Below are 21,272 nucleotides of genomic sequence, written 5' to 3'. Positions count from 1 at the left end.
CCATTTATCATTAAAGTAGATAATATTTCACAAACTAATGGGAATGGACCAGAAATAGAAAAGCGAATGATTTTTGCTTCGCTTGCCCCTACCAAAGCACAGTTGGTAGTATGCAAAAAGTGAAAATTTAAAAAAATCACTTCGTCTGCCTACCCCCTGTAAAAAGTTGGAATAGTTCTCAAACAAGTCTTTAAGATGCAGGTTGAGGCTACTCAACCACTACACTTTTAATTAGTGCGGGATAAATTGACTGAATTTTTCAAGAATATTGTCAGCTACTTTAAGACTACTCACCCACCGTGCTTTTACTTTACGCGCAGTTACTTGATTGTATTTATCCAGTGGATGCCACCTCATTAAAAACATTTTAAAGCTACTCAACCACAGACCATAAAAAAAGAGGGAACCAAACAGTATTTCAAACTTTTGGTCCATCCTCAATCATAAATATAAAATTAGTCGCCTAAAATTTCTGCTTCTTTTTCCGCAGAAACTTTTTCTAACTCTTTAGTTGCTTCATCGATAATTACTTGAATATCTTTTTCATAATCTTTCACATCATCTTCAGTTAATTCATTATCTTTTTGCATTTTTTTCGTTTGATCAATTGCATCACGACGAATATTACGTAAAACAATTTTAGCATTTTCTTGCTCTTTACCTACTTGTTTAACTAATTCTTGGCGACGCTCTTGAGTTAAAGCAGGAATGACTAAACGAATCACGCTCCCATCATTTGAAGGGGTAATCCCCACATCAGATTGTAAAATCGCTTTTTCAATCTCAGTTAAAGATGATTTATCATAAGGTGAGATTAATAACATTCTTGCTTCTGGGACGGTAATACTTGCTAATTGATTTAATGGTGTGGGAACGCCATAGTACAATACGTTCACATGATTTAAAATACTAGCATTTGCACGTCCTGCACGAATTGTTGCTAATTCATTGCGGTAAGCATCAATTGCTTTACTCATTCGTTGTTTTGTTTCCTTTAAAATGTCGGCTGCCATAAAGACTCCTCCTATATTGACTCTTTTTTATCATTATAGCATACTCTTTCATGAATTCCTATTCTAAGCAGAGTCTTAATGAAATATTTTGTAAATTTAGGAGCAAATAACTTACAAATTCAAGCATCTACTCCTTTAATAACCTATCTTAACGTAATATTTCAACAACATTTTTTCTAGCAGCTGCTCTAGCCGGAAAGACACTAAAACTAATGCCGATTAATACAGAAATCGAAACACTGATTAAAGCGGTCGGGACATCGATTAAAGCTTTAAATGGCAAGAAATTGCCCGCTATAATCGCAATACCAACACCGAACAGATAACCAATTAGACCGCCTAAAGTCGTGATGGAGATCCCTTCTAATAAGAACTGCCATTGAATACTATTTTGCGTAGCTCCTAATGAACGACGGATACCAATTTCTTTCGTTCGCTCAGAAACAGAAATATACATCATATTCATTACACCTACCCCAGCGATAAATAACGAAATTCCTGCCACAGCCCCAATAAAGTAGGTTACCATTGACACTTGTTGACCAATCGATTCCATCATCTCAGACATATCGAAATATTCATAAGTGCCGTTATCTTTCTCAGAGCCATTTTCTTTTAAATAATCCGCTATTTTACGACTAATGCCACTAACATTGGAATCTGGTTTGTAAAATGCTTTAATACTAAAGTCAACATTCGTATTGGGATTGAGTAATTTATTGGTTCCTCTAGGAACAATGACTTGAGGTGCATCAGAACCGCCAAAACCGTAATTTTGGATGTCTTCGATTTCTTTTGCCGTTAACTCTGTTGCATAGACTCCGACAATCATATAACTGGTCCCATCAATCTTAATGGATTGATGAATGGCTTTTTCTGGATTTTCAAAAATATCGCTTGCAACGATGTCGTCAATAATAACATTACGTTTAGCTGCCTTAGAGTCAAAGTCATATAAATTTCGCCCATATAATATTTGCTGATTCGTTACATCGAGATATTTTGTGCCATAGGTCTTGGATTCTTTATTGGCAAAATCCAAGGTAGCATAATTAACCGAATCCTCATCATCAGAAGATGGGACGACTTCATCAACGCCTGGAATTTGGCGGATGCCATCCAAAGTATTTGTATCAAATGGATCTAATTTTGACCAGTCTGCATCCATATTGGATACATTAAAATGGAACATTTGACTGGGACGACCCTTGGAATCTTGTGCTAATTCATCCAAAGTTTTCTTTCGAAAACCATTCCCAAGACTTAATATTGTAATAACCGCTGCAATGCCGATGATAATACCAATCATCGTTAAAAACGTTCGTCGACCATTCATTTTTAAGGTTGATAACGACGATTTAAAAATTTCACTCATCCTCATTATTTAACACCTCATCAAAATCTAATGGTTTTTTACTTAATTCATAAGTGGCTTCACTCACTTCATTCGAATGGATTTGCCCATCGACAATGCGCACTTTTCGAGTCGCATAAGCTTGTAAGTTAGGATCGTGCGTTACTAATACTACTGTTACCCCTTGTTCACGATGTAAACGGGCTAAGATATCCATAATCACTTTGGATGTTTTAGTATCCAATGCACCCGTCGGTTCATCAGCGATAATAAATCGTGGTTGGTTAATTAATGCCCTTGCGATGGCAATCCGTTGCTTTTGGCCCCCAGATAATTCATGTGGACGGCTATTAAACTTACTACCTAAACCGACACTCTCTAAAGCTTGTTGAACTCTTTCTTTAGTTTTTCTAGCCGGCATACCTTTATACAACAGTGGTAAACGTATATTTTCATTGACCGTCATAGTAGGAATTAAATTAAAATCTTGAAAGACAAAACCAACCATTTCATTACGTAAAACAGAAATTTGTTTGTCGGTTCTTGCTTCTACTGGTTTACCATCAAAATTATAATGGCCTTCGAACTTATTATCTAAAAATCCTAAAACATTAATTAAAGTGGATTTTCCAGAGCCGGATGGCCCCATAATGGTCACAAACTCATTGCGATAAATTGATAAATCAATATCGCGTAAAACATGTAATTGATGCTCCCCCACTTGATAATATTTGTTGATCTTTTTCATTTCAATGAGCGGTTGCTGTTGCATTTCGCTAGTCATACTATTGCACATCCCCATCCATTGGCTCTTCTGCTGGAGGCATGGCCATCGGGTCAACCACGGACACTGCTTGACCATCGGTTAAGTCATAAGGATACATGATCAATTGATCCCCTCATTCAACCCTTTTAAGACCACTTTTTGTAAACCTTGAGTCATCAATTCAATTTTAGTTTTGACTGCTTTACCATCTAAATATAAAAAGACGTAATGTTCTTCCCCTTCTTCAATAATTGCATCCGAAGGAATCGCATAACCGGGTAATGTGATATTCACTTTAGCAGAAAACCCAGCTTGTAAAGGTTCATCGGGTTGTACAACAAAACTAAATTGACTCGCATTGCTACCACCACCTGGGCTAGAAGCCACTAGACCTTCTGCTGAATCTGTTTGGCCATTGGTTCCGCTATAAGAAGGAATCTTATCATAATCCACAATCTTACCGGTTACCGTCCGGTCCTCTGCTGGTATATAAATAATGACGGCACGATCTTCTGCTAAAGCGTAAAAATCATATTCGGTCACACTCCCTACAACAGAGCTTTCTTCAGACACAATGCGTACTACAGGTACATTAGGATTATCTTTGGCATCTGGGTTAACCATTGCAACCCCATCGGTCTTGGCGATAACTTTATTATTTTGTAATTCTTGTTGACGAATTAATTTTATTTCTAATTCTTCAATTTGCTCATTGACTTGACGGATTTGTTCTTTAATACCTTCACTAGGATCTGCTGCTGATTCCATTGCTGACATCTCCGTACCACCGGTATCAAGTGCACCTTCAGGACTATCTTGAGAAAGTGAGCTATCAGTGTTGGTGTTAGCCGGAACATTGACTGAAGGCGAGGTTGATTTGCCAATTTCTTTGACAATGTAATAGACTTGCTTACCATCATTCCCCCAATAATACGCAATTTGATCCCCTTGATAATTATATTCTCCGCCTGTATAATCACTTAATTGTTTAATTAATGCTTGGCGGGTATTATATAATTTCGTTTGCTCACGGTATAAATCCTCAAGAGCATATTGATTTTCTTTTGAGGTTTGCTTGTAATTATATAAAGTGGTGCCTTTAGTTACTTTTTGCCCATCTTTAACTAAAATGGCTTCAATTTCACCTAAATCCGCTTGATAAAAATACGCGGTATCAGTCTTTAATTTTACACTCGCATCCACAGTAACGGGATCTTGTCTGAATAAATTATATAATGTATAGGCCATTTCGCCTTCAACCGGCATGCCATCTGGCCCCAACTCCATATTTTCGCTCCCCATCATCTCATCTTGTTGTGTTGGGAAAAAAGTGTTTTTCGCAATAAAGAAGATGCCGGTTAAAGCAATGAGTCCGCCAATAATTCCTAAAATTAATTTACGCTTAATATTCATATGCCACATCCTACCATTAATCTTGTGCTTTATATTATCGTTATCATAACATTTTAGGTCGAAAAAATAAATGCTAAAATTAAAAAACACAGAAAAGAACGTCTAACTTATTATTTAATATTGTCTATTTAGCAATAAATCAAATGTTTTTTCTATGTTTATAAAAAATTTAACAATTATAATCTTCTGCGTATGGCGTTCCAAACATACCAACAAAAGTAATAAACTGCTTTTGGTAAAGGTAATTGTTCTAAATTATAATAAGTATTCCATGTTCTTTTTAAAGCGCCCCAACGGTCACTCGAGATCGAACCAGCAACTTGACGATACTCATTTAAAACTCGATCTAAGCCATAGGCTTTTACATTGCGTTCACGCATTAACATTAGCCAAGTAGCGGTATCTTGACCTTTACGCACCAAAGGCATCCGAAAATCGCCAACTATAGCACGATCTATCACAACAGTTGAACAAGCAATGGCAGTGTTTTTTAGTAATTGATGATAGGTTAAACTCTCAGGTATCGGCGTTGCTTCTTTAAGTGTCTGTCCTGCTTCATCTACTAGTGAAAAACTGGTATAAGTAAAGGCATATTGATGGTCCTGCATAAATTTAATTTGTTCACTTAATTTTGAGGGTGCCCAACAATCATCACTATCGATAAAGGCGATATACTGCCCTTTAGCAGCAGCAATACCCGTATTACGCGCCACAGCGGCACCACTATTTTGTTCTAATTGTATTAATTTAATGCGTTTATCTTGCTTTGCATAAGATTTAATGAACGCGACAGAATGGTCTTGACTTTGATCATCGACCAAAATGTATTCGAAATTAGCAAACGTTTGATTTATCACACTTTCAATTGTGTGTTTAATGAATTTTTCGGCATTGTATACCGGCGTCACAATTGAAACTAATCCTTTGTTCATAAAGTCACCTTCTACATCAATTGCAAAATTTTAACAGGAACATCGTATAATTTTGCCATATGGTATTGTTCATTATACCAAGCTTTATCCGTTTGATTAGCATAAATTACAAAGATAATCTCATCAACATCATCATGGATATCTTGTACTTTCGTTACAAAGATTAAATCCTTTTGATCTTCTACCGGCAATAATTTTTCTGGATCACCTTGAATCACGACATAACGATGATCGCGTTTAGGGATTGACATAAACGCTACAACATCTGCTTCATGTTCAGTATTCGTACGGTTGAATATAAAATGACGATCTTCCATTGCCCAACTATAATCAAATGCATAACCAATTTTTGATTTAAATAAACGTAAGAAGAATAATGCTAAAGCCGTCAATACTGCCCCACCAATTGCACCAGCCACCCCAAAAACAATGGCTGATCGCGTTGAAATTCGGTTATAATGTTCCAATGTTTCAGTATTAGCTAAATTCGGAAATTTTAATTCTGATAACTGTTCACCAATCTCTGCTTTGTTAACCAGTGAGACTTTATAAGATTCTAAAAATGGTAGGGTTTCTTCCACGATTAAGTTTTGATAGGCTTGAGCAATTTGTAAGTTTTCCTCAGCCGACTTTCCGACCGCCACCCGTACTGTAATCATTTCCGTCGAGCCATCTCTTAAAGCTGCCATTGCCCCACGAAACTGACTCGTTTTAATAATTTCTAATAAATTTTCATTCTCCACCCATCCAGCAAACTGAATACCGGTTTCTTTTTCAATTTTTTCGACCACTTCAGGCTGACCAAAGTATTCATCAATTAAAAATGAATTACTAAAGAAAGCACCTTCTGCATTCGTTAAAATAATTTGAAATTCTGCTGGTTCTTGCTCATACCGTTGTTTTAAATCCTGATAAGCCGCCTCCATTTCAGATGTTTCAAATCCACCAAAATAATAGCGCGAACTGGCTACGGCCAATCCTATTAATAATGCACTTAAAATTATTTTTAAGGCATAGTCTTTTAAAAATCTGATTAATTCACTAATAATCGTGACTAAACTCATCCCTTACACCCCTTATTCTTTCTGACCTCAATAATGTTAACATAACTTATAATAAGTGCAAAGATAATCCAATGCCATTCTATTAACATATTGGAAGCACTTGTTATACTAGAAAAGATAAATGTTATCATAAAAACTAACAAACCTAACGACGTTTGTCTTTGATGATGATTACTGGTTTTGGACATTATCCAAAGTTTTCTCATTAAGATAAAATAGACACCTATGTAAATAATAAAAGATACCAATCCATATGCGACTAATATTTCGACCCACCAATTGTGAATATTCACTAATCCATTAATAGGATAATAAGGTACCTGTGCCATCCACGTTTCGATATTTCCTGCACCAACACCCAAGCCATAAGTTTCGGCTAAAAAGATTAACCCATTTTTCCAAAGGTTGATTCTTGCACCGTCCCCAGATAAGGCATAGTTTTGTTGTGATAATAACATCGTCATAATACTCTTACCTAGAGTAGGTTTTAAAAAGAAAATCCCTATGACCATCATCACGCCACCGACTAATAGAATAAGCCAATGTTTTCTTTTTAAGTTAAAATTAAATTGAAAAATCGTATATAATCCAATCATCACCAATAATACCAATAAAGCCATCCGTGAATCCGTACGATAAATTAAATAACTGGCGGCTCCACCAAATAATATCGTTGTTATTTTTAACCAAAATGATTGAGTTCGGTGATAACAAATAGTAGAAATCGCGATAAATGCTAATAATAAAGTGGCATAATCATTTTGATTAGCAAAATAGGTAACCGGCATGCGCGTTGATGGAATCCGACCAAAGGTGCGATACTTATCTAACTTGTCTAAATTAGCAAATAAATATTTACCGGTGAGAATTTCATGATATCCCCATATAACTTGGGTACAAATCATAAACCAAACTCCGTAAATTAAGGTTTGCCATTGTCTTTCGCTCGTAACCCAAAAATAAAGAGCCAGCATCACAAACAATCCCAAACTCATTAAAAACATCGCCTGGAACCAGCTAACAATATCAACCACCCAAATAACCGATAATAAGGCATATAGCCACCATAAAAGATAGCCAACTAGAGCACGAGTCCCATCACTATTAGGTATGATAACTAAATTTTTCTTTTTTATCGCCACTTGATAGGTCAAAATGACTGGCACCCCTATCGCTAATAATCGGTAAATCGTCATTTGGGCGAATGGTGTTGGAATGGCAAGCAATTTACTTCCTAAGAAGACAGCCATTACTAATATTAAAATATAAAGTTGCACGCTTTGTCATTCCCTCCTCGTAAAATATATTTAGAAGGTCATTTCACATCCTTCTGAGTCTCTCTGTTTTTATTGACTGATTACTACTAGACTTAACTAGGTAAAGTCCCAATTTTTACTATCATTTTTTATTTCAATTGCTTGTTGAACGGTCGACCACTGTGCCACTAATGCTAATAAACCTAAGCCTAAAGTGTACCATTCTATATACGGTAATTCAAAAACATTTAGAAAAGCCGCAATCGACATAATGATAATAGAAATCGTCGGTTTCACTTGACTAAAGCCAAAGCCAACACGGTTTGATAAATAAGTTCTCGCAAAGTAAAACATAATATAAGCTGCAAATGAAGCTGCTGCTGCCCCACGATACCCCCAAACAGGCGTAAGGACTATATTTAATACCATACTAGGTAAAAAAGTTAAAACACTAACAATGATATTCAAATATGTTTTTCTAGAGAAGACAATCCCTAAATTGGTTGTCTCAGATAAAGTATACATAATTTGTGGGAATGCTAATAGACCAAAAATATATTTGACATCGCGATAAGCTTCTGCTACCACTATATGAGCAATTAAATCTTTAAATAATAATAATCCAAAAAAGATACCAGTTAATAAAAACAAGACTGCATCACTTACAAATTTAAAGTGACGAATCTCCTTCTGCTCCTCATGCCAACGATAAGCAGTTGGTATCCAGAAAGAGGTAAAAGCTGTTTTAACGACACCAATAACCGCAATAATCGTTGAGGCTGCTCCATAAATTGCGACGTCTTCTAAAGTCGTAAAATTTTTAATGAAGATTTTATCCACTAAAGTCAACGAATTAGTTAATGATATGGCCACCATCAAGGGTAGACCAAATTTTAACATTCGTTTAATTAAATCACGATTCAGTTTAAATCCTCTAATATCAAAATACTGACGATAACGCCAGAAAAGGACCACATCGCCCAGTAATTGACCAAAGATTAACCCGTATACAATGACTTTAAAATCGCGCCAACCCATCCAAATTAAAAGCATGGATAATACGAAAACATTGAATTTTAAAATCATTGAAAAACTAGAAAACTCAATCGCTCTTTCTTCCATTCGAATTGATAATAAAATAAAGCGTTCAATAATAGTTGCTAAAACCCACACACCACCATAGAGAACAATATAAGTATATTCGGGGCTATCAAATAACCAATTGGAAATCTCTGGTGCAAAAACAATTGACACGATAAACATTAAAATGCCGACAATCATTGGAATTAAGGCGGCTTGTTGAATCAATTGTTTTTTATCTTCGGCTTCTTGGTATTCTCTTGTATATGCCTGATCGAGTCCAATATAAATATAATTAGGCAGTGCTACAATTAAACTTGAGAATAAGCTAGCCTTTCCATACTCTGCTTTCGAGATAAAATAAGTGATGATTGGTATTTGGATAAATGAAATAAACGCACCAAATACTGGGCCTAAACTGAATCCTAACAATCGTTTAATAAAATGTTTCATTATTTTCTCCTATTTAATTAAATAGCTATTAATCTTTTGATTTAAAAAATCAAGGTAAATTTGAGCCGACTGTTCATTTGTAAAACCTCGCTCGACCAGTATTTGTTCTCTTTCATTTTTCGATAGTCGTGGTACTTGGCTCAAGCTTTTCAATGATTGGTACCAATTTGCTATTGGTTCATTTAATGAAAGATAATCTACTTGTCCTTTATCGAAATCGACTTCATCCGTAATGGTGTCACTCATCAAACAAGGAATCCCAACTGTTTGAGCTTCTACGACAACGGTCGGTAAGCCTTCATACAATGACGGCATAATAAGCACATCTAACATTGGCATCACTGTTTCGGGTTTATCAATTCTACCTAAAAAGGTCACATAATCCTTTAAATCCTTTGTTGCTACCAATTGATTGAGTGATTCGAAATCTGCTCCTGAACCAATAATAAAGATTTTTGCTTTTAATTGATGTTCACGGATATACTCCGCTAAGCGAAGCGTGTGTTCTTGATTTTTTACTTTATGCAAACGCCCGATTTGACCAATCACGAGTGTTTGATCATCTAAACCATATTGATTTTTTAACTGATTGCGTCTCTGCTCAAATTCATCATCAGATAGTAAATACCTTTCGGTCGAAATACTATTAGGAATCACCATCATCTGTTCCTCTGGAATGGATCCGTAGATAGCTAAATTAGCTAAACGCCCGCAACCAACATAACTATCAGTAATAAAACGATTAATCATTTGATCTAATTGACGCATTATTTTTTGTCTGAATCCCGTAACATGTAAAGCTTTTGTCATATGGGCATGCAGGAAGAAGCGTTTCACATAAGGACGACTAACTAGATAATAAGCTAGCGCCCGATACCCCGTTATATGGCAATGAATCGCTTGATAATCGTGTTCATTTAAGATTTTTTCAAAGGTTGTTTTAAATTTTCTCCAACCTGCTTTTTTGGGATTTTCAAGACGGTAAATTTGCCCACCCATACTATGAATCGCATCCGTAAACAATGTAGAACACTCATCATAAGTGGCGACATCAAACACAATGTTTTTGTCATTAAGGGCAATAGCTTTATTATAAATAAAAGATGAAATACCGCCTCCGAAACCACTCATTATATGTAAAACTCTCATTGATTCAACTCCTATAGTGTTCATATCCTTGCTATTATATCACACTCTTATTTGTTACGCACGAAATTCTATTAAGCTGGTTTAGTATTTATTGAAAGGCAAATAATGATAAATAAAAGCTTAAAGCCAATATCATTTTATAGATTATTCTTTTCATGAATTAAAATAGCTAACTATTCCTATTGTCAAGCCTTACTGAGACGGTTTGACTTAAGTTATCACTGTTTAAAATGTGTTAAACTAGTGGTCTTAAATCGTCAACTTTACACGCATAATGGGCACACATAAAAAAAGGACTGCCAAAACTAAATAAGTTTTGTACAGTCATTAATATCAGATTTTATTCACCTTCATAGGTGATTTCGTCTGATTGTTTAATTTTATCTAATAAAGCATCAATACGATTACCATAATCAACAGAGGTATCACGTTCAAATTTAAGCTCAGGTACTTTATAAAGCTTAATGGCTTTACCTAGTTCTGAACGCACTTTACCTGTCACTGCTTCTAAACCAGCTTGCTCTTTTTGACGAGCGCCAGCTTTATCAGAAAGTGTACTATAATAAATCGTTGCTTGTTGTAAGTCACCTGTCAATTCAACATCGGTAATGGTCACACCTTCTACACGCGGATCTTTAATCTCACGCATTAAAACACGGTTAACTTCTCTTAAAATTTCTTGTTTAACGCGACCATGTCTGAAATTTGCCATGATTAGCCTCCTCTTAAAAGATAACTTCCACTCACTTTTAATTGGATGAGTGGAAGAACTATCCTATCTTACTTCTCTAACTATTATTAAGACTTAAACTGTTATGTGTGGTGCTATCTTATTTTCTTTCTACTTCTACCATATGGTAAGCTTCGATAATATCATCTACACGGATATCATTGTATTTCTCAATCATAACTCCACATTCAAAGCCTTTCGTCACTTCACGTGCATCATCTTTGAATCGTTTTAAGCTCGCTAATTCCCCATCATAGATAACAATGTTATCACGTATTACTCGGACTTTTGAATTACGACGAATATAGCCATCTAAAACATATGCCCCGGCAATCGTTCCTAATTTAGAAACAGTATATGTTTCACGAACCACTAATTGTCCAGTGATTTCTTCAACATATTCTGGTTCTAACATACCTTTCATCGCTGTTTCAATCTCATCGATAACATTATAAATGATTCGGTGTAAACGAATATCAATTTGTTCTTGTTCTGCTTGTGCGCGTGCTTGAGGAGTCGGACGCACGTTAAATCCAATCACAATTGCACCTGAGGCTGCTGCTAATGAAATATCACTTTCATTTATAGCTCCAACTGCTTGGTGAATTGTGTTTACGCGAACACCTTCCACATCAATCTTTTGTAAAGATGCATTTAATGCTTCAGCTGAACCTTGAACATCCGCTTTAATAATGACGTTAACTGATTTTAATTCGCCTTCTTGTAAGCTTTCGAATAAATTATCTAACGTTACTTTCTTATTAGCATCACGATGTTCTTCTAATGCACGTCTAGCACGCTCTTCACCAGCTTGACGAGCTGATTTTTCGTCTGGGAAAACTACGAATAAGTCACCGGCTTGTGGTGCATCATTTAAACCAGTAATTTCAACTGGGGTAGCTGGACCTGCTTGACGAATACGACGACCGGTATCATTTAACATCGTACGTACTTTACCATAAGTATTTCCTACTACGATTGGATCTCCTACATTTAGTGTACCTTCTTGTACTAATAATGTCGCCGTCGCACCCGTTGCTTTATCTAAACGAGCATCAATCACTGAACCGATTGCTAAACGATTGGCGTTCGCTTTTAACTCTTGAACTTCAGCTACTAATAAAATCATTTCTAATAATTCATCGATATTTTGATTAAATTTAGCTGAGATTGGGACAAAGATAGTATCGCCACCCCAATCTTCTGGGATTAAACCATGTTCAGTCATTTCTTGCATAACACGATCTGGATTAGCAGTTGGTTTATCGATTTTGTTAACTGCCACAATAATTGGGACATCAGCCGCTTTGGCGTGGTTGATTGCTTCTACTGTTTGTGGCATCACACCGTCATCAGCTGCGACTACGATAATTGAAATATCCGTAACATTCGCACCACGAGCACGCATCGTCGTGAAAGCCTCATGTCCAGGCGTATCTAAGAACGTGATGGTTTTACCTTGTAATTGTACTTGATAAGCCCCAATATGTTGCGTAATGCCGCCGGCTTCGCCTTCCGTTACGCGAGAATTTCTTAATTGGTCTAATAAAGTTGTTTTACCATGGTCAACGTGTCCCATAATAGTTACAACTGGTGGACGCGTTGTTAATTCTTCTTCATTAACTTCTTCTTCATTGAAATAAACTTCCAAATCAGATTTATCAATTACAACTTTTTCTTCCGGTTCAATTCCGTATTCTAAAGCAATTAATTCAATGACATCTTTAGATAATGCTTGGTTTTGGTTAGCCATAACCCCTATCATTAATAATTTTTTGATGATTTCAGAAGCATCACGATAAATTAATTTCGCAATATCTTGAATATTCATTCCTTCGGTATACACTAACTTCTCAGGTAATTCTTTATATTTACGTTGTGTAATCCCTTTAGATTGTGTTTGTTGTTGATTATTTTTGTTATTACGACCTCGACGGCGATTGCGACGTCCTCGAGGTTCAAATGCTTTTTTATTTTCCCCTGCATCATCTGCTTTGTTTTTAACTTTTTTTACTGGTGCTTTATCTTTGTTAGCTTTTGCACCTTTGGTTGCTTTCTTAATCGCAGGGTTATTTTCATCATTCTCAACTTCTTCAACTAATTTTCTAGGCTTAGCTTTTCCTTTAGTAGAATTGTCCATTGTTTGTTTTGTTGGTTGATTGTTTTCTTTTTCTCTACCATTTTTACCTCTTCACTCATAGCTTTACCGTTATGTGGTTGTTTTGCTTTCTTATCTTGTTGTGAATGATTAGTTTTCTTAGCGGTATTAGTGGGATTTAACTTATTTAACAAAGTCTTTTGTTGTTTTTCATCCATCATGGACATATGGCTGTTGAACTCAATCCCATTCTGTTTCGCCAATCCTAATACTTCTTTACTTGATAATTTATTTTGTTTCGCAAATTCATATACTCGAATTCCTGTCATATAATCACCTTCCTACTTCTGCAAAGTACTAGACAGTTTATTCGCCGTCAGCCTTTGCGATTACAGGGCTTTCTTCATTAATTTATTAATCATTTTACTTAGCCTCATATGATAAGAATTTTTTAATCATACCAGAATTGCCAATTGCACAAATTGTTCGGCTCTTGCCAATTGCATCTGAAATCTGTTCTCTCGTGAATTCAGTAATCAATCTTGCATTAAATGTTTCGCATAAAGATTGATAACGTTCCATAGTGGCACTACTCGCATCACTAGCACATACGACTAGTTTGACACTATTATTTTTAATGGCTTTTTCAACCATTTCATCGCCACTGACTAAAAATCCTGCACGCAGTGCTAGACCAAGTAAATTTAATTTTTTCTGTTGTGGAGTCATTTTAGAATAATTCCTTACGTGCTTTTTGATGTGCTATGTAACGATACAATTCATCATAAAATTCGTCACTAATTTTCATACTAAAAGCAGCATCAAATGTTCGTTTTTTCTTAGCTAGTTTCGCTAATTCTGGATCTAAGCCAATATAAGCTCCGCGTCCATTTTGACGTCCAGTCGGATCAATGGAAACGTCTCCTTCTTTCGTTTTGACAACACGAACTAATTCTTTTTTAGGAAACATTTCTCCTGAAACTGTACATTTTCTTAATGGAACTTTTCGTTTTGACGGTTGTTGTTTCATTATGATGATTCACCTGTTTTCTAAATTAGCCTTCCATATCTTCTTCTGCTTCAAGCTCTTCTACTAATTCTTCGACGGTTTCAACGTCACCAGTGGTGGTTTCAATGATTAAGTCTTCTGCATCTGCATCTGCATTTGCGGTTTCTATCGCCATTTCAACTTCACCAATCGTTTCATCTACAGTCATATCTAATTCGCTTGTTTCATCAGCTGTAACTGAATCAACTGCTTCAACTGTTGCTTCATCGTCTTCTGCTAATTCAGATTTTAGCTCTTCTTGTTCGGCTAAATATTCTTGATAAGCAGTTACCGACTTAATATCGATTTTATGTTTTGTTAAGCGTGCTGCTAAACGCGCATTTTGACCTTTTTTCCCAATAGCTAATGATAATTGGTGATCTGGTACAACCACTATACAAGAAGGATTGTCGCCATCAAAGATAACTTCTTCAACCGTTGCAGGATTCATCGCATTTTTAATGAATACAGCTGGGTCTTCATCCCATTGTACAATATCCATATTTTCACCATTTAACTCATTAACGATTGTTTGCACACGTTGTCCTTTTTGACCCACGCAAGTACCAACCGGGTCAACATTAGTATCTCTTGAGCGAACCGCTACTTTTGAACGGTCGCCAGCTTCACGGGCAATACTCATGATTTCAACGATACCTGAATAAATTTCAGGAACTTCTTTTTCAAATAGACGTTTTAAGAAACCTTCGTGGGCACGACTCACTACCACTTGTGGGCCTTTAGTTGTTTTATCAACTTTTGCCACATATACCATAATGCGCTCATCCATGGTAAATTGTTCACCCGGGATTTGCTCATTAATCGGCATTACTGCTTCGGCACGCCCTAAATTAACATAAACATAACGATAATCTTGACGTTCAACAGTACCCGTTAATACTTCATCTAAGTATTGGCTATATTCATTAAAAATAATTTCACGTTCTGCTTCACGAATTCGTTGCATAATAACATGTTTAGCTGTTTGTGTTGCAATCCGACCGAAATCTTTTGGGGTTACTTCAAAACGAATTTTATCACCAATTTCATAAACGGGATTAATTTTTTGAGCTTCTTCTAGGCTAATTTCTAAAGTACTATCGTAGTTAACTTCTACTACCTCTTTAACGGCAAATACTTTAATTGAGCCTTTTTCTTCATTAAAATCAACCTCAACGTTTTGCGCTTGGTCATAATTCTTTTTGTAAGCCAATTCTAAAGCTGTTTCTAAGGCATCTTTAATCACTGCACGTGAGATTCCTTTTTCTTCTTCTAGCACTTGAATTGCTTTTACTAAATCTTTACTCATTATCTTCCTTTTCTCCTCAATCAACTAAAATTGAATCGCTAATCGAGCCTTAGCGACCGCTTTTTTCAATATTAAGTATTTTTGTTGCTGTCTTAATGCGTACTTCTAATTCATAATGGTCATCTTTAACTGCAACTAAGAAACCTTCATGTTGCTTTTCACCGTGTTGTGGCATATAGTAGTCGAAATGAACATATTCACCTATTGCAGCTTGAATGGCCTCTTCTGTTTTTAGAGGCTTTTCAGCGCCTGGTGAGGATACTTCTAAAAAGTAAGCTTCTGGAAATGGATCAGGTTTAATCCCATCTAATACTTCCCCTACTTTTTCACTAATTAAAGCACAGTCTTCAATGTCAATGCGACCTTCTTTATCAGCAAAAATTCGTAAGTACCAATTTCTACCTTCTTTTACGTATTCGATATCTACCAGTTCGCAACCTAAATCCTCAATAATGGGTTGGACTAAAGGTGTGACTTTATCAATAATTGCGCTCATACTTCACCTCTTATTCAAAATTTTGCCTTTTTCGTAACAAAGGAGCGAGCGTTGCCGCTCACTCCTTCAGTCACTAACTACTTACTCTATAGCATTATTGTAACACAGACATCATCAGACTACAAGAAAAAGATAGTTTTGCATGGTGGTGAAGGGGTGATGAATGATAAAATGATGATTCTATTAGGTTTAGCTTCAATGAAAAAATGACGCTGTTAATAGTGATAACCTAAGCGTTAGTAACACAACGGTATTAAAATTCTATGTTTAAAATTATTGTTACGACTCTAGAATCAAATCTGATAAGTTTAATGTTCTGTACCATCATCATGAATTTGGTACGAAAAAACTACAGTCTTGGCTGATGAATTTAACTATACGCATCATCATAAAAATGTAAGAAATAAAAATCCCACTAGTTTTGATTGACTAGCGGGAAAATACCATATAATGTTATTACGCTTCAGGTGCAACCTCTGCATCATGAACAATTTCTTCTTCAACTTCTTCCTCTACAGTCGTGTTCGGTTGAGTTGGCGTTGCTTCTTTAACCGTTGCAATAGCTGATAAATTAAATGTTAAATAAACACCTTCACAATCAATCACGACCGTTTGAGTAGCGCGATTAATTTCTTCTAAAACACCGTGTAAGCCCCCAATTGTTACCACATGGTGTCCCGGTTGCATCTTTTCTAACATTGTTTTACGTTCTTGTGCTTGCTTCTTTTGTGGGCGAATCATTAAAAACCACATTACCCCCATCATCAAAGCAAAAGGTAAAAACGTTGCTAAAAGTTCCATTCAAGTCATCCTCTCATAATTTAAATCACTTTATAATTATAACAAAATAATCATTAGAATGCACGAGCGTTTTCTTTATTATAACCATATCGCTCAAAGAAGTCTTCTTTAAACTCTAATAAAGAATCGTTCATAATATTTTCACGGACTTGTTTCATTAAATTCAATAAGAAATGAACATTATGGATAGACGCTAATCTTAAACCAAACATTTCATCGGCTTTGAATAGATGACGTAAGTAAGCACGAGAGTAATTACGACAAGTATAACAATTACAATGCTCATCCAATGGACGAAAATCTCTGGCATATTTAGCATTTTTCACTACTAAACGCCCAGTACTTGTCATCGTTGTTCCATTACGAGCAATACGAGTGGCTAATACACAGTCAAACATGTCAACGCCGCGGATAGCACCATCAATTAACGCATCTGGTGATCCAACCCCCATTAAATAACGTGGTTTGTCTTTTGGCATAACCGGTGTTAAATATTCTAACACTTCATTCATCTCTTCTTTGGACTCACCCACTGATAAGCCACCAATCGAATATCCAGGGAAATCTAAGCTAATCATATCCCGAGCATGTTGTAATCTTAAGTCTTTATAACCTGCTCCTTGTAAAATACCAAATAACGCTTGGTCATGTGGTCGTTGATGTGCTTTTAAGCCACGTTCTGCCCAGCGGGTCGTCCGGTTAATTGATTTTTCCACATAATCATGTGTTTCATAAAATGGTGGACATTCATCAAAACTCATGATCATATCAGCACCTAAATTATTTTCAATATGAATGGCTTTTTCAGGCGTTAAAAATAATTTTGAGCCATTTAAATGATTTCTAAAATGAACACCTTCTTCTTCAATACGACGGATATCACTCAATGAAAAAACTTGGAATCCACCAGAATCAGTTAAAATTCCTTGATCCCAGTTCATAAATTTATGTAAGCCGCCTGCTTCCGCCACTAAGTCATCGCCTGGTCGTAACCAAAGATGATAGGTATTACTCAATACTACCTGGGCCCCCATCTCTTTTAATTCTTCAGGTGATAATCCTTTAACGGTAGCTAAAGTCCCAACGGGCATATACATTGGAGTATCAAAGGTGCCGTGTGGCGTATGTAATTTACCAAGTCTTGCGCCGGTATGTTTTTCTTCTTTAATTAATTCATAACGAATTACTGGTTCACTCAATTAGTTCGCCTCTTTCTTTTTGATTTGCTTTTCTATTGTATCAATGAATAATCGTTTCGACAATTAGTTTTTTAGTTTATTTGGAATCGGCAACCTGTACATTCTCCAATGTTTAGTTTGATTTACAAATTTCCCACAATACTCAAATATTTATTGATAAATTGCAATTTAGGGCGTGGCTGGGCAAAATTTTTTTAAATTCTGTTCAGGTATATCTACTTAATTAAAAGCGCAGTGGTTGAGTGGTCTCAACCTGCGTCTTAATGAGGTTAAAGATAAATTTGGTAAACTCAATCAAGTTATTGTTATTAAATTAAAAGCGCAGTGGTTGAGTGGTCTCAACCTGCGTCTTAATGACTTGCTTGAGACCTACTCAACTGTGCGGGGGTGGACAGACAAAGCGAAAATCATTTGATTTTCTACTTTTGGTCCACTCCCAACTGTGCGGGGGTGGACAGACAAAGCGAAAATCATTTGATTTTCTACTTTTGGTCCACTCCCAACTGTGCGGGGGTGGACAGACGAAGCGAAAATCATTCGATTTTCTACTTCTGGTCCACTCCCTCTTCAATTTTTCGAAATAATATAAAACAATTATTGCGAGATGCAAAAATAGACTAAGTCAATTCAACTTCCCATATTATAGGAAATAATTTACCTGTCACATAAAACCGATTCCCTTCAATATGAGCAATGCCATTTAATACACGATCAGGATTAGCATCGGTAACATGAAGTTCCTCCACTAAATCGGTTAAGTCCCATACTTGTTCTACTTGACCATCTTGTAGATTTATTTTAACTATTTTATTGGTTTGCCATACATTCGCATAAATAGCCTCATTAGCATACTCCAACTCATTAAGGCGTTCAATCATCTGATTGTTTTGAGTGACGGTTAAGGTGTCAAGTGCTACTAAAGTTTCAGGGTCTCGCTTGGTCAATTGAGCACTACCATCAGAAGTCCAAATCACATCAGCTTTTTCATCATAAGCCATTCCCCATCCATCCCCATCAAAAGTAATTTCTTCTAATAAGGTTAGGTCATCTAATGAACGTTTATAAGCTTTCTCTTCTCGCCAAGTAAACTGCCATAAATAGTCCGTGGTAGCGGTTAATCCTTCCCCAAAATAATTATCATCTAATTGATCTTGTACTTGAAAGTCGCCAGTTTCTAAGTCAATCCAACCAATTTCCGATTCGCCATATAATCCTGTTCCTAATACTAAGCGATTCTCTATCACTTCCAAACCTTGGGTAAAGACGGGTTCATTGATAGGATATCGGTTAATTAATACCACTGAATCAGCTGCTTGCACTGTAACCGGCATACCAAGTATCCATAATAAAAATAAGCTTTTATATCTGTCTTTCACATTCATCACTCCTCGTGAGTTCATATTTAATTGTAGCTTATTTCTGAAAAAATTGGTAGAATTAAAGTTAAAGTAATATAGAAAGAAAGTAGGTTATCAAATGACCTTTTATCAATTTGCTGTTCATATGATTAAATTTATTTTCCACTTATTTAATGGAAAACCACAAGTCAGTGGCTTAGAAAATCTTCCAAAGGATCAACCACTTATTATTGCCAGTACGCATCGTTCAATGACAGATCCCTTCTTTTTAGCAGATGTGGTCTATCCTAAAGAGGTTGCCTTTATGGCCAAAGATTCTTTATTTAAACAAAAATGGTTAGCGAAATTATTAACTAAAGGTAATGTTTTTCCCGTTAATCGTGAGAAACCATCCACTACAACCATTAAACATGCTGTCAAAGTCTTAACAAAAGAAAATTTAAATATAGGGATTTTTCCATCGGGTTCACGTCATACCACCGAAATTAAAAGTGGAACGGCCTTTATCCAAAAATTAAGTAAAGCCACCATTGTACCAGTTGCCATACAGCCACCTATTGGTTTTTGGCAATTTATTACCCGTAAACGAGCTAAAATTGCCTTTGGACAACCCATTCCCTTTGATTCAACTCAAAAATATGACAAAGAAATGTTAGCCAAAGTTGATGCTCAAATTGCTGAACAATTCGCCTTATTAGATAAGCAACTAGACCCTGAGTATGTCTATGTACCTAAACCTAAAAAGTAAATATATTTGATATCCTTTAGGTTTTATACTAACTGTGTACGCTTATAAAGGTACAAAAAGCATAGAGCCTATAGAAAAATAAAAAGCCATCTCACATTTTTCGCACTAGCATCGAAAAGAATGAGGTGGCTTTAATGTTAATTTAAAGTCAAACGATTATTAAATTCTTTATCTTTCTCCCGGTCATTTAAACGTGCTTTACGACGTCTTTCATACCCTTCGCACACCAATTTTTCTTCATCAGTTTGTGGAATAACTGCTACGATACCTTCAGGATGTTCAGGCTTTTGGGTTGCCACAAAGGTTAAAAAAGCTGTTGCGGCTAAATAAGTTTTGCCTTTTTGTGGATGTTCTCCCGTTACTTTACAAAACACTTCAACAGAGCGATTAGAAACTCCTGAAACAAAAGTATCAATCGTTACCGCATCCCCTTCCGGTAATGGCGCAATAAAATTTAATTGATCCATTGACGCTGTTACTCCCACTAAACGGGTATGCTTAGCAAAGGCTAGGTAAGCGATACTATCAATCATTTCCATTAAACGTCCACCATATAATGTACCATGACCATTGGTATCACTCGGTAAAATATAATGGGTGGTCACCGTTCTTGAATCTTGACAATATTTTCCGTTCTTTTCCATGTCCTACTCCTTTAAAATGGCATCCCTAAAGCAATTTTAGCATAACGCGACATTCGTTCAGGTCCCCAGGCCGGATACCACACAAATTCAATCATTACATCGCTAATACCATCGACTTTTAAGACTGCATTGCGTACATCCGTTACAATCACATCGGCTAAAGGACAGCCCATCGTCGTTAACGTCATATCAATCGCGCAAACGCCTTCATTATTGACTTCAACATTGTAGATTAATCCCAAATTTACTAAATCGATCCCTAATTCTGGGTCAATGACCGTTTCAAGAGCGGCCATCACTGCTGCTTGTGTTTCTTCATTCATCTCAACACCTCATTCTATTATACAAGATATATATTACT

23 protein-coding genes and 1 pseudogene are annotated in these 21,272 nt (G+C 36.1%); 2 read left to right on the top strand and 22 right to left on the bottom strand.

Annotated features, from left to right (window positions below):
* Window positions 1-455: 455 nt before the first annotated feature.
* The 18 genes and pseudogenes from frr to tgt all read right to left on the bottom strand — a co-directional run bounded on the left by frr (window position 456) and on the right by tgt (window position 18,161).
* Complete coding sequence (frr, locus tag LB888_RS10665; RefSeq protein ID WP_078755625.1) at window positions 456-1,013, bottom strand: ribosome recycling factor; 558 nt, start codon at window positions 1,011-1,013, stop codon at window positions 456-458.
* A 148-nt stretch (window positions 1,014-1,161) separates the two neighbouring features.
* A complete protein-coding gene (locus LB888_RS10660; RefSeq protein ID WP_318752903.1) occupies window positions 1,162-2,388 on the bottom strand; it encodes an ABC transporter permease in 1,227 nt (408 codons plus the stop codon).
* On the bottom strand, window positions 2,381-3,151 hold the full coding sequence (locus LB888_RS10655) for an ABC transporter ATP-binding protein (RefSeq protein WP_318752902.1): 771 nt from the start codon (window positions 3,149-3,151) through the stop codon (window positions 2,381-2,383). The genes LB888_RS10660 and LB888_RS10655 overlap by 8 nt, the downstream gene beginning before the upstream one ends.
* Window positions 3,152-3,253: 102 nt before the next feature.
* Window positions 3,254-4,546: a hypothetical protein gene (locus tag LB888_RS10650; RefSeq protein ID WP_318752901.1), complete on the bottom strand. Its 1,293-nt coding sequence runs from the start codon at window positions 4,544-4,546 to the stop codon at window positions 3,254-3,256.
* 176 nt (window positions 4,547-4,722) lie between these two features.
* A complete protein-coding gene (locus tag LB888_RS10645) occupies window positions 4,723-5,478 on the bottom strand; it encodes a glycosyltransferase family 2 protein (RefSeq protein ID WP_318752900.1) in 756 nt (251 codons plus the stop codon).
* An 11-nt stretch (window positions 5,479-5,489) separates the two neighbouring features.
* Entirely contained in the window at window positions 5,490-6,542 is a 1,053-nt protein-coding gene (locus LB888_RS10640) for a hypothetical protein (RefSeq protein WP_318752899.1), read from the bottom strand.
* Window positions 6,539-7,819, bottom strand: coding sequence for an O-antigen ligase family protein (locus LB888_RS10635; protein ID WP_318752898.1), 1,281 nt, complete (start codon window positions 7,817-7,819; stop codon window positions 6,539-6,541). Before LB888_RS10635 ends, LB888_RS10640 begins: the two co-directional genes overlap by 4 nt.
* Window positions 7,820-7,915: 96 nt before the next feature.
* Window positions 7,916-9,331, bottom strand: a complete 1,416-nt coding sequence (locus LB888_RS10630) for a lipopolysaccharide biosynthesis protein (RefSeq protein WP_318752897.1) — start codon at window positions 9,329-9,331, stop codon at window positions 7,916-7,918.
* Window positions 9,332-9,340: 9 nt separating this feature from the next.
* A complete protein-coding gene (locus LB888_RS10625) occupies window positions 9,341-10,480 on the bottom strand; it encodes a glycosyltransferase (protein ID WP_318752896.1) in 1,140 nt (379 codons plus the stop codon).
* A gap of 340 nt (window positions 10,481-10,820) precedes the next feature.
* Window positions 10,821-11,192: a 30S ribosome-binding factor RbfA gene (gene rbfA / locus LB888_RS10620; protein WP_318752895.1), complete on the bottom strand. Its 372-nt coding sequence runs from the start codon at window positions 11,190-11,192 to the stop codon at window positions 10,821-10,823.
* Window positions 11,193-11,310: 118 nt separating this feature from the next.
* Complete coding sequence (gene infB / locus LB888_RS10615; protein WP_412928000.1) at window positions 11,311-13,350, bottom strand: translation initiation factor IF-2; 2,040 nt, start codon at window positions 13,348-13,350, stop codon at window positions 11,311-11,313.
* On the bottom strand, window positions 13,308-13,637 hold the full coding sequence (locus tag LB888_RS12235; protein WP_412927998.1) for a translation initiation factor IF-2 N-terminal domain-containing protein: 330 nt from the start codon (window positions 13,635-13,637) through the stop codon (window positions 13,308-13,310). The genes infB and LB888_RS12235 overlap by 43 nt, the downstream gene beginning before the upstream one ends.
* 94 nt (window positions 13,638-13,731) lie before the next feature.
* Window positions 13,732-14,037: a L7Ae/L30e/S12e/Gadd45 family ribosomal protein gene (locus LB888_RS10610; RefSeq protein WP_078755615.1), complete on the bottom strand. Its 306-nt coding sequence runs from the start codon at window positions 14,035-14,037 to the stop codon at window positions 13,732-13,734.
* A 1-nt stretch (window position 14,038) separates the two neighbouring features.
* Window positions 14,039-14,338: an RNase P modulator RnpM gene (rnpM, locus tag LB888_RS10605; protein WP_066125739.1), complete on the bottom strand. Its 300-nt coding sequence runs from the start codon at window positions 14,336-14,338 to the stop codon at window positions 14,039-14,041.
* Window positions 14,339-14,363: 25 nt separating this feature from the next.
* The gene (gene nusA / locus LB888_RS10600) at window positions 14,364-15,665 is read right to left on the bottom strand and encodes a transcription termination factor NusA (protein ID WP_318752894.1); all 1,302 of its coding nucleotides are present in this window, start codon (window positions 15,663-15,665) and stop codon (window positions 14,364-14,366) included.
* A gap of 24 nt (window positions 15,666-15,689) precedes the next feature.
* A pseudogene (rimP, locus tag LB888_RS10595) lies at window positions 15,690-16,161 on the bottom strand (ribosome maturation factor RimP).
* 456 nt (window positions 16,162-16,617) lie between these two features.
* Window positions 16,618-16,962, bottom strand: coding sequence for a preprotein translocase subunit YajC (yajC, locus tag LB888_RS10590; protein WP_318752893.1), 345 nt, complete (start codon window positions 16,960-16,962; stop codon window positions 16,618-16,620).
* A 53-nt stretch (window positions 16,963-17,015) separates the two neighbouring features.
* Window positions 17,016-18,161: a tRNA guanosine(34) transglycosylase Tgt gene (gene tgt / locus LB888_RS10585; RefSeq protein ID WP_071409223.1), complete on the bottom strand. Its 1,146-nt coding sequence runs from the start codon at window positions 18,159-18,161 to the stop codon at window positions 17,016-17,018.
* A 238-nt stretch (window positions 18,162-18,399) separates the two neighbouring features.
* Between tgt and LB888_RS10580 the strand changes: the two genes are divergently transcribed.
* The gene (locus tag LB888_RS10580; RefSeq protein ID WP_318752892.1) at window positions 18,400-18,576 is read left to right on the top strand and encodes a hypothetical protein; all 177 of its coding nucleotides are present in this window, start codon (window positions 18,400-18,402) and stop codon (window positions 18,574-18,576) included.
* Here the strand turns inward: LB888_RS10580 and LB888_RS10575 are convergent.
* A complete protein-coding gene (locus tag LB888_RS10575; RefSeq protein WP_318752891.1) occupies window positions 18,531-18,698 on the bottom strand; it encodes a hypothetical protein in 168 nt (55 codons plus the stop codon). The genes LB888_RS10580 and LB888_RS10575 overlap by 46 nt on opposite strands.
* 80 nt (window positions 18,699-18,778) lie before the next feature.
* Window positions 18,779-19,537, bottom strand: coding sequence for a glutaminyl-peptide cyclotransferase (locus LB888_RS10570; RefSeq protein ID WP_318752890.1), 759 nt, complete (start codon window positions 19,535-19,537; stop codon window positions 18,779-18,781).
* 100 nt (window positions 19,538-19,637) lie between these two features.
* Between LB888_RS10570 and LB888_RS10565 the strand changes: the two genes are divergently transcribed.
* Window positions 19,638-20,267 carry a lysophospholipid acyltransferase family protein gene (locus LB888_RS10565; RefSeq protein WP_318752889.1) on the top strand — a complete coding sequence of 210 codons (630 nt, stop codon included), beginning with the start codon at window positions 19,638-19,640 and terminating at the stop codon, window positions 20,265-20,267.
* Between the two features lie 137 nt (window positions 20,268-20,404).
* On the opposite strand, the gene LB888_RS10560 is transcribed toward LB888_RS10565, so the two are convergent.
* Complete coding sequence (locus tag LB888_RS10560) at window positions 20,405-20,911, bottom strand: acyl-CoA thioesterase (protein WP_276648402.1); 507 nt, start codon at window positions 20,909-20,911, stop codon at window positions 20,405-20,407.
* A gap of 11 nt (window positions 20,912-20,922) precedes the next feature.
* A complete protein-coding gene (locus LB888_RS10555; protein ID WP_066124715.1) occupies window positions 20,923-21,234 on the bottom strand; it encodes a metal-sulfur cluster assembly factor in 312 nt (103 codons plus the stop codon).
* Window positions 21,235-21,272 lie beyond the last annotated feature (38 nt).

Source organism: Globicatella sp. PHS-GS-PNBC-21-1553 (assembly GCF_033564055.1).
Classification (GTDB): domain Bacteria; phylum Bacillota; class Bacilli; order Lactobacillales; family Aerococcaceae; genus Globicatella; species Globicatella sulfidifaciens.
Note: the sequence above shows the minus strand (reverse complement) of the source record. Positions and strands in the feature narration are given on the sequence as shown.

Bases quoted from the DNA above. Each gene is read 5' to 3' on its own strand.
- LB888_RS10640 (WP_318752899.1), bottom strand. From the start codon at position 6,542: ATGAGTTTAGTCACGATTATTAGTGAATTAATCAGATTTTTAAAAGAC.
- nusA (WP_318752894.1), bottom strand. From the start codon at position 15,665: ATGAGTAAAGATTTAGTAAAAGCAATTCAAGTGCTAGAAGAAGAAAAA.
- LB888_RS10660 (WP_318752903.1), bottom strand. From the start codon at position 2,388: ATGAGTGAAATTTTTAAATCGTCGTTATCAACCTTAAAAATGAATGGT.
- rnpM (WP_066125739.1), bottom strand. From the start codon at position 14,338: ATGAAACAACAACCGTCAAAACGAAAAGTTCCATTAAGAAAATGTACA.
- rbfA (WP_318752895.1), bottom strand. From the start codon at position 11,192: ATGGCAAATTTCAGACATGGTCGCGTTAAACAAGAAATTTTAAGAGAA.
- LB888_RS10565 (WP_318752889.1), top strand. From the start codon at position 19,638: ATGACCTTTTATCAATTTGCTGTTCATATGATTAAATTTATTTTCCAC.
- yajC (WP_318752893.1), bottom strand. From the start codon at position 16,962: ATGGAACTTTTAGCAACGTTTTTACCTTTTGCTTTGATGATGGGGGTA.
- frr (WP_078755625.1), bottom strand. From the start codon at position 1,013: ATGGCAGCCGACATTTTAAAGGAAACAAAACAACGAATGAGTAAAGCA.
- LB888_RS10650 (WP_318752901.1), bottom strand. From the start codon at position 4,546: ATGAATATTAAGCGTAAATTAATTTTAGGAATTATTGGCGGACTCATT.
- LB888_RS10610 (WP_078755615.1), bottom strand. From the start codon at position 14,037: ATGACTCCACAACAGAAAAAATTAAATTTACTTGGTCTAGCACTGCGT.
- LB888_RS12235 (WP_412927998.1), bottom strand. From the start codon at position 13,637: ATGACAGGAATTCGAGTATATGAATTTGCGAAACAAAATAAATTATCA.
- LB888_RS10625 (WP_318752896.1), bottom strand. From the start codon at position 10,480: ATGAGAGTTTTACATATAATGAGTGGTTTCGGAGGCGGTATTTCATCT.
- LB888_RS10555 (WP_066124715.1), bottom strand. From the start codon at position 21,234: ATGAATGAAGAAACACAAGCAGCAGTGATGGCCGCTCTTGAAACGGTC.
- infB (WP_412928000.1), bottom strand. From the start codon at position 13,350: ATGGACAATTCTACTAAAGGAAAAGCTAAGCCTAGAAAATTAGTTGAA.
- LB888_RS10645 (WP_318752900.1), bottom strand. From the start codon at position 5,478: ATGAACAAAGGATTAGTTTCAATTGTGACGCCGGTATACAATGCCGAA.
- LB888_RS10655 (WP_318752902.1), bottom strand. From the start codon at position 3,151: ATGACTAGCGAAATGCAACAGCAACCGCTCATTGAAATGAAAAAGATC.
- LB888_RS10560 (WP_276648402.1), bottom strand. From the start codon at position 20,911: ATGGAAAAGAACGGAAAATATTGTCAAGATTCAAGAACGGTGACCACC.
- LB888_RS10630 (WP_318752897.1), bottom strand. From the start codon at position 9,331: ATGAAACATTTTATTAAACGATTGTTAGGATTCAGTTTAGGCCCAGTA.
- LB888_RS10575 (WP_318752891.1), bottom strand. From the start codon at position 18,698: ATGATTTTCGCTTCGTCTGTCCACCCCCGCACAGTTGGGAGTGGACCA.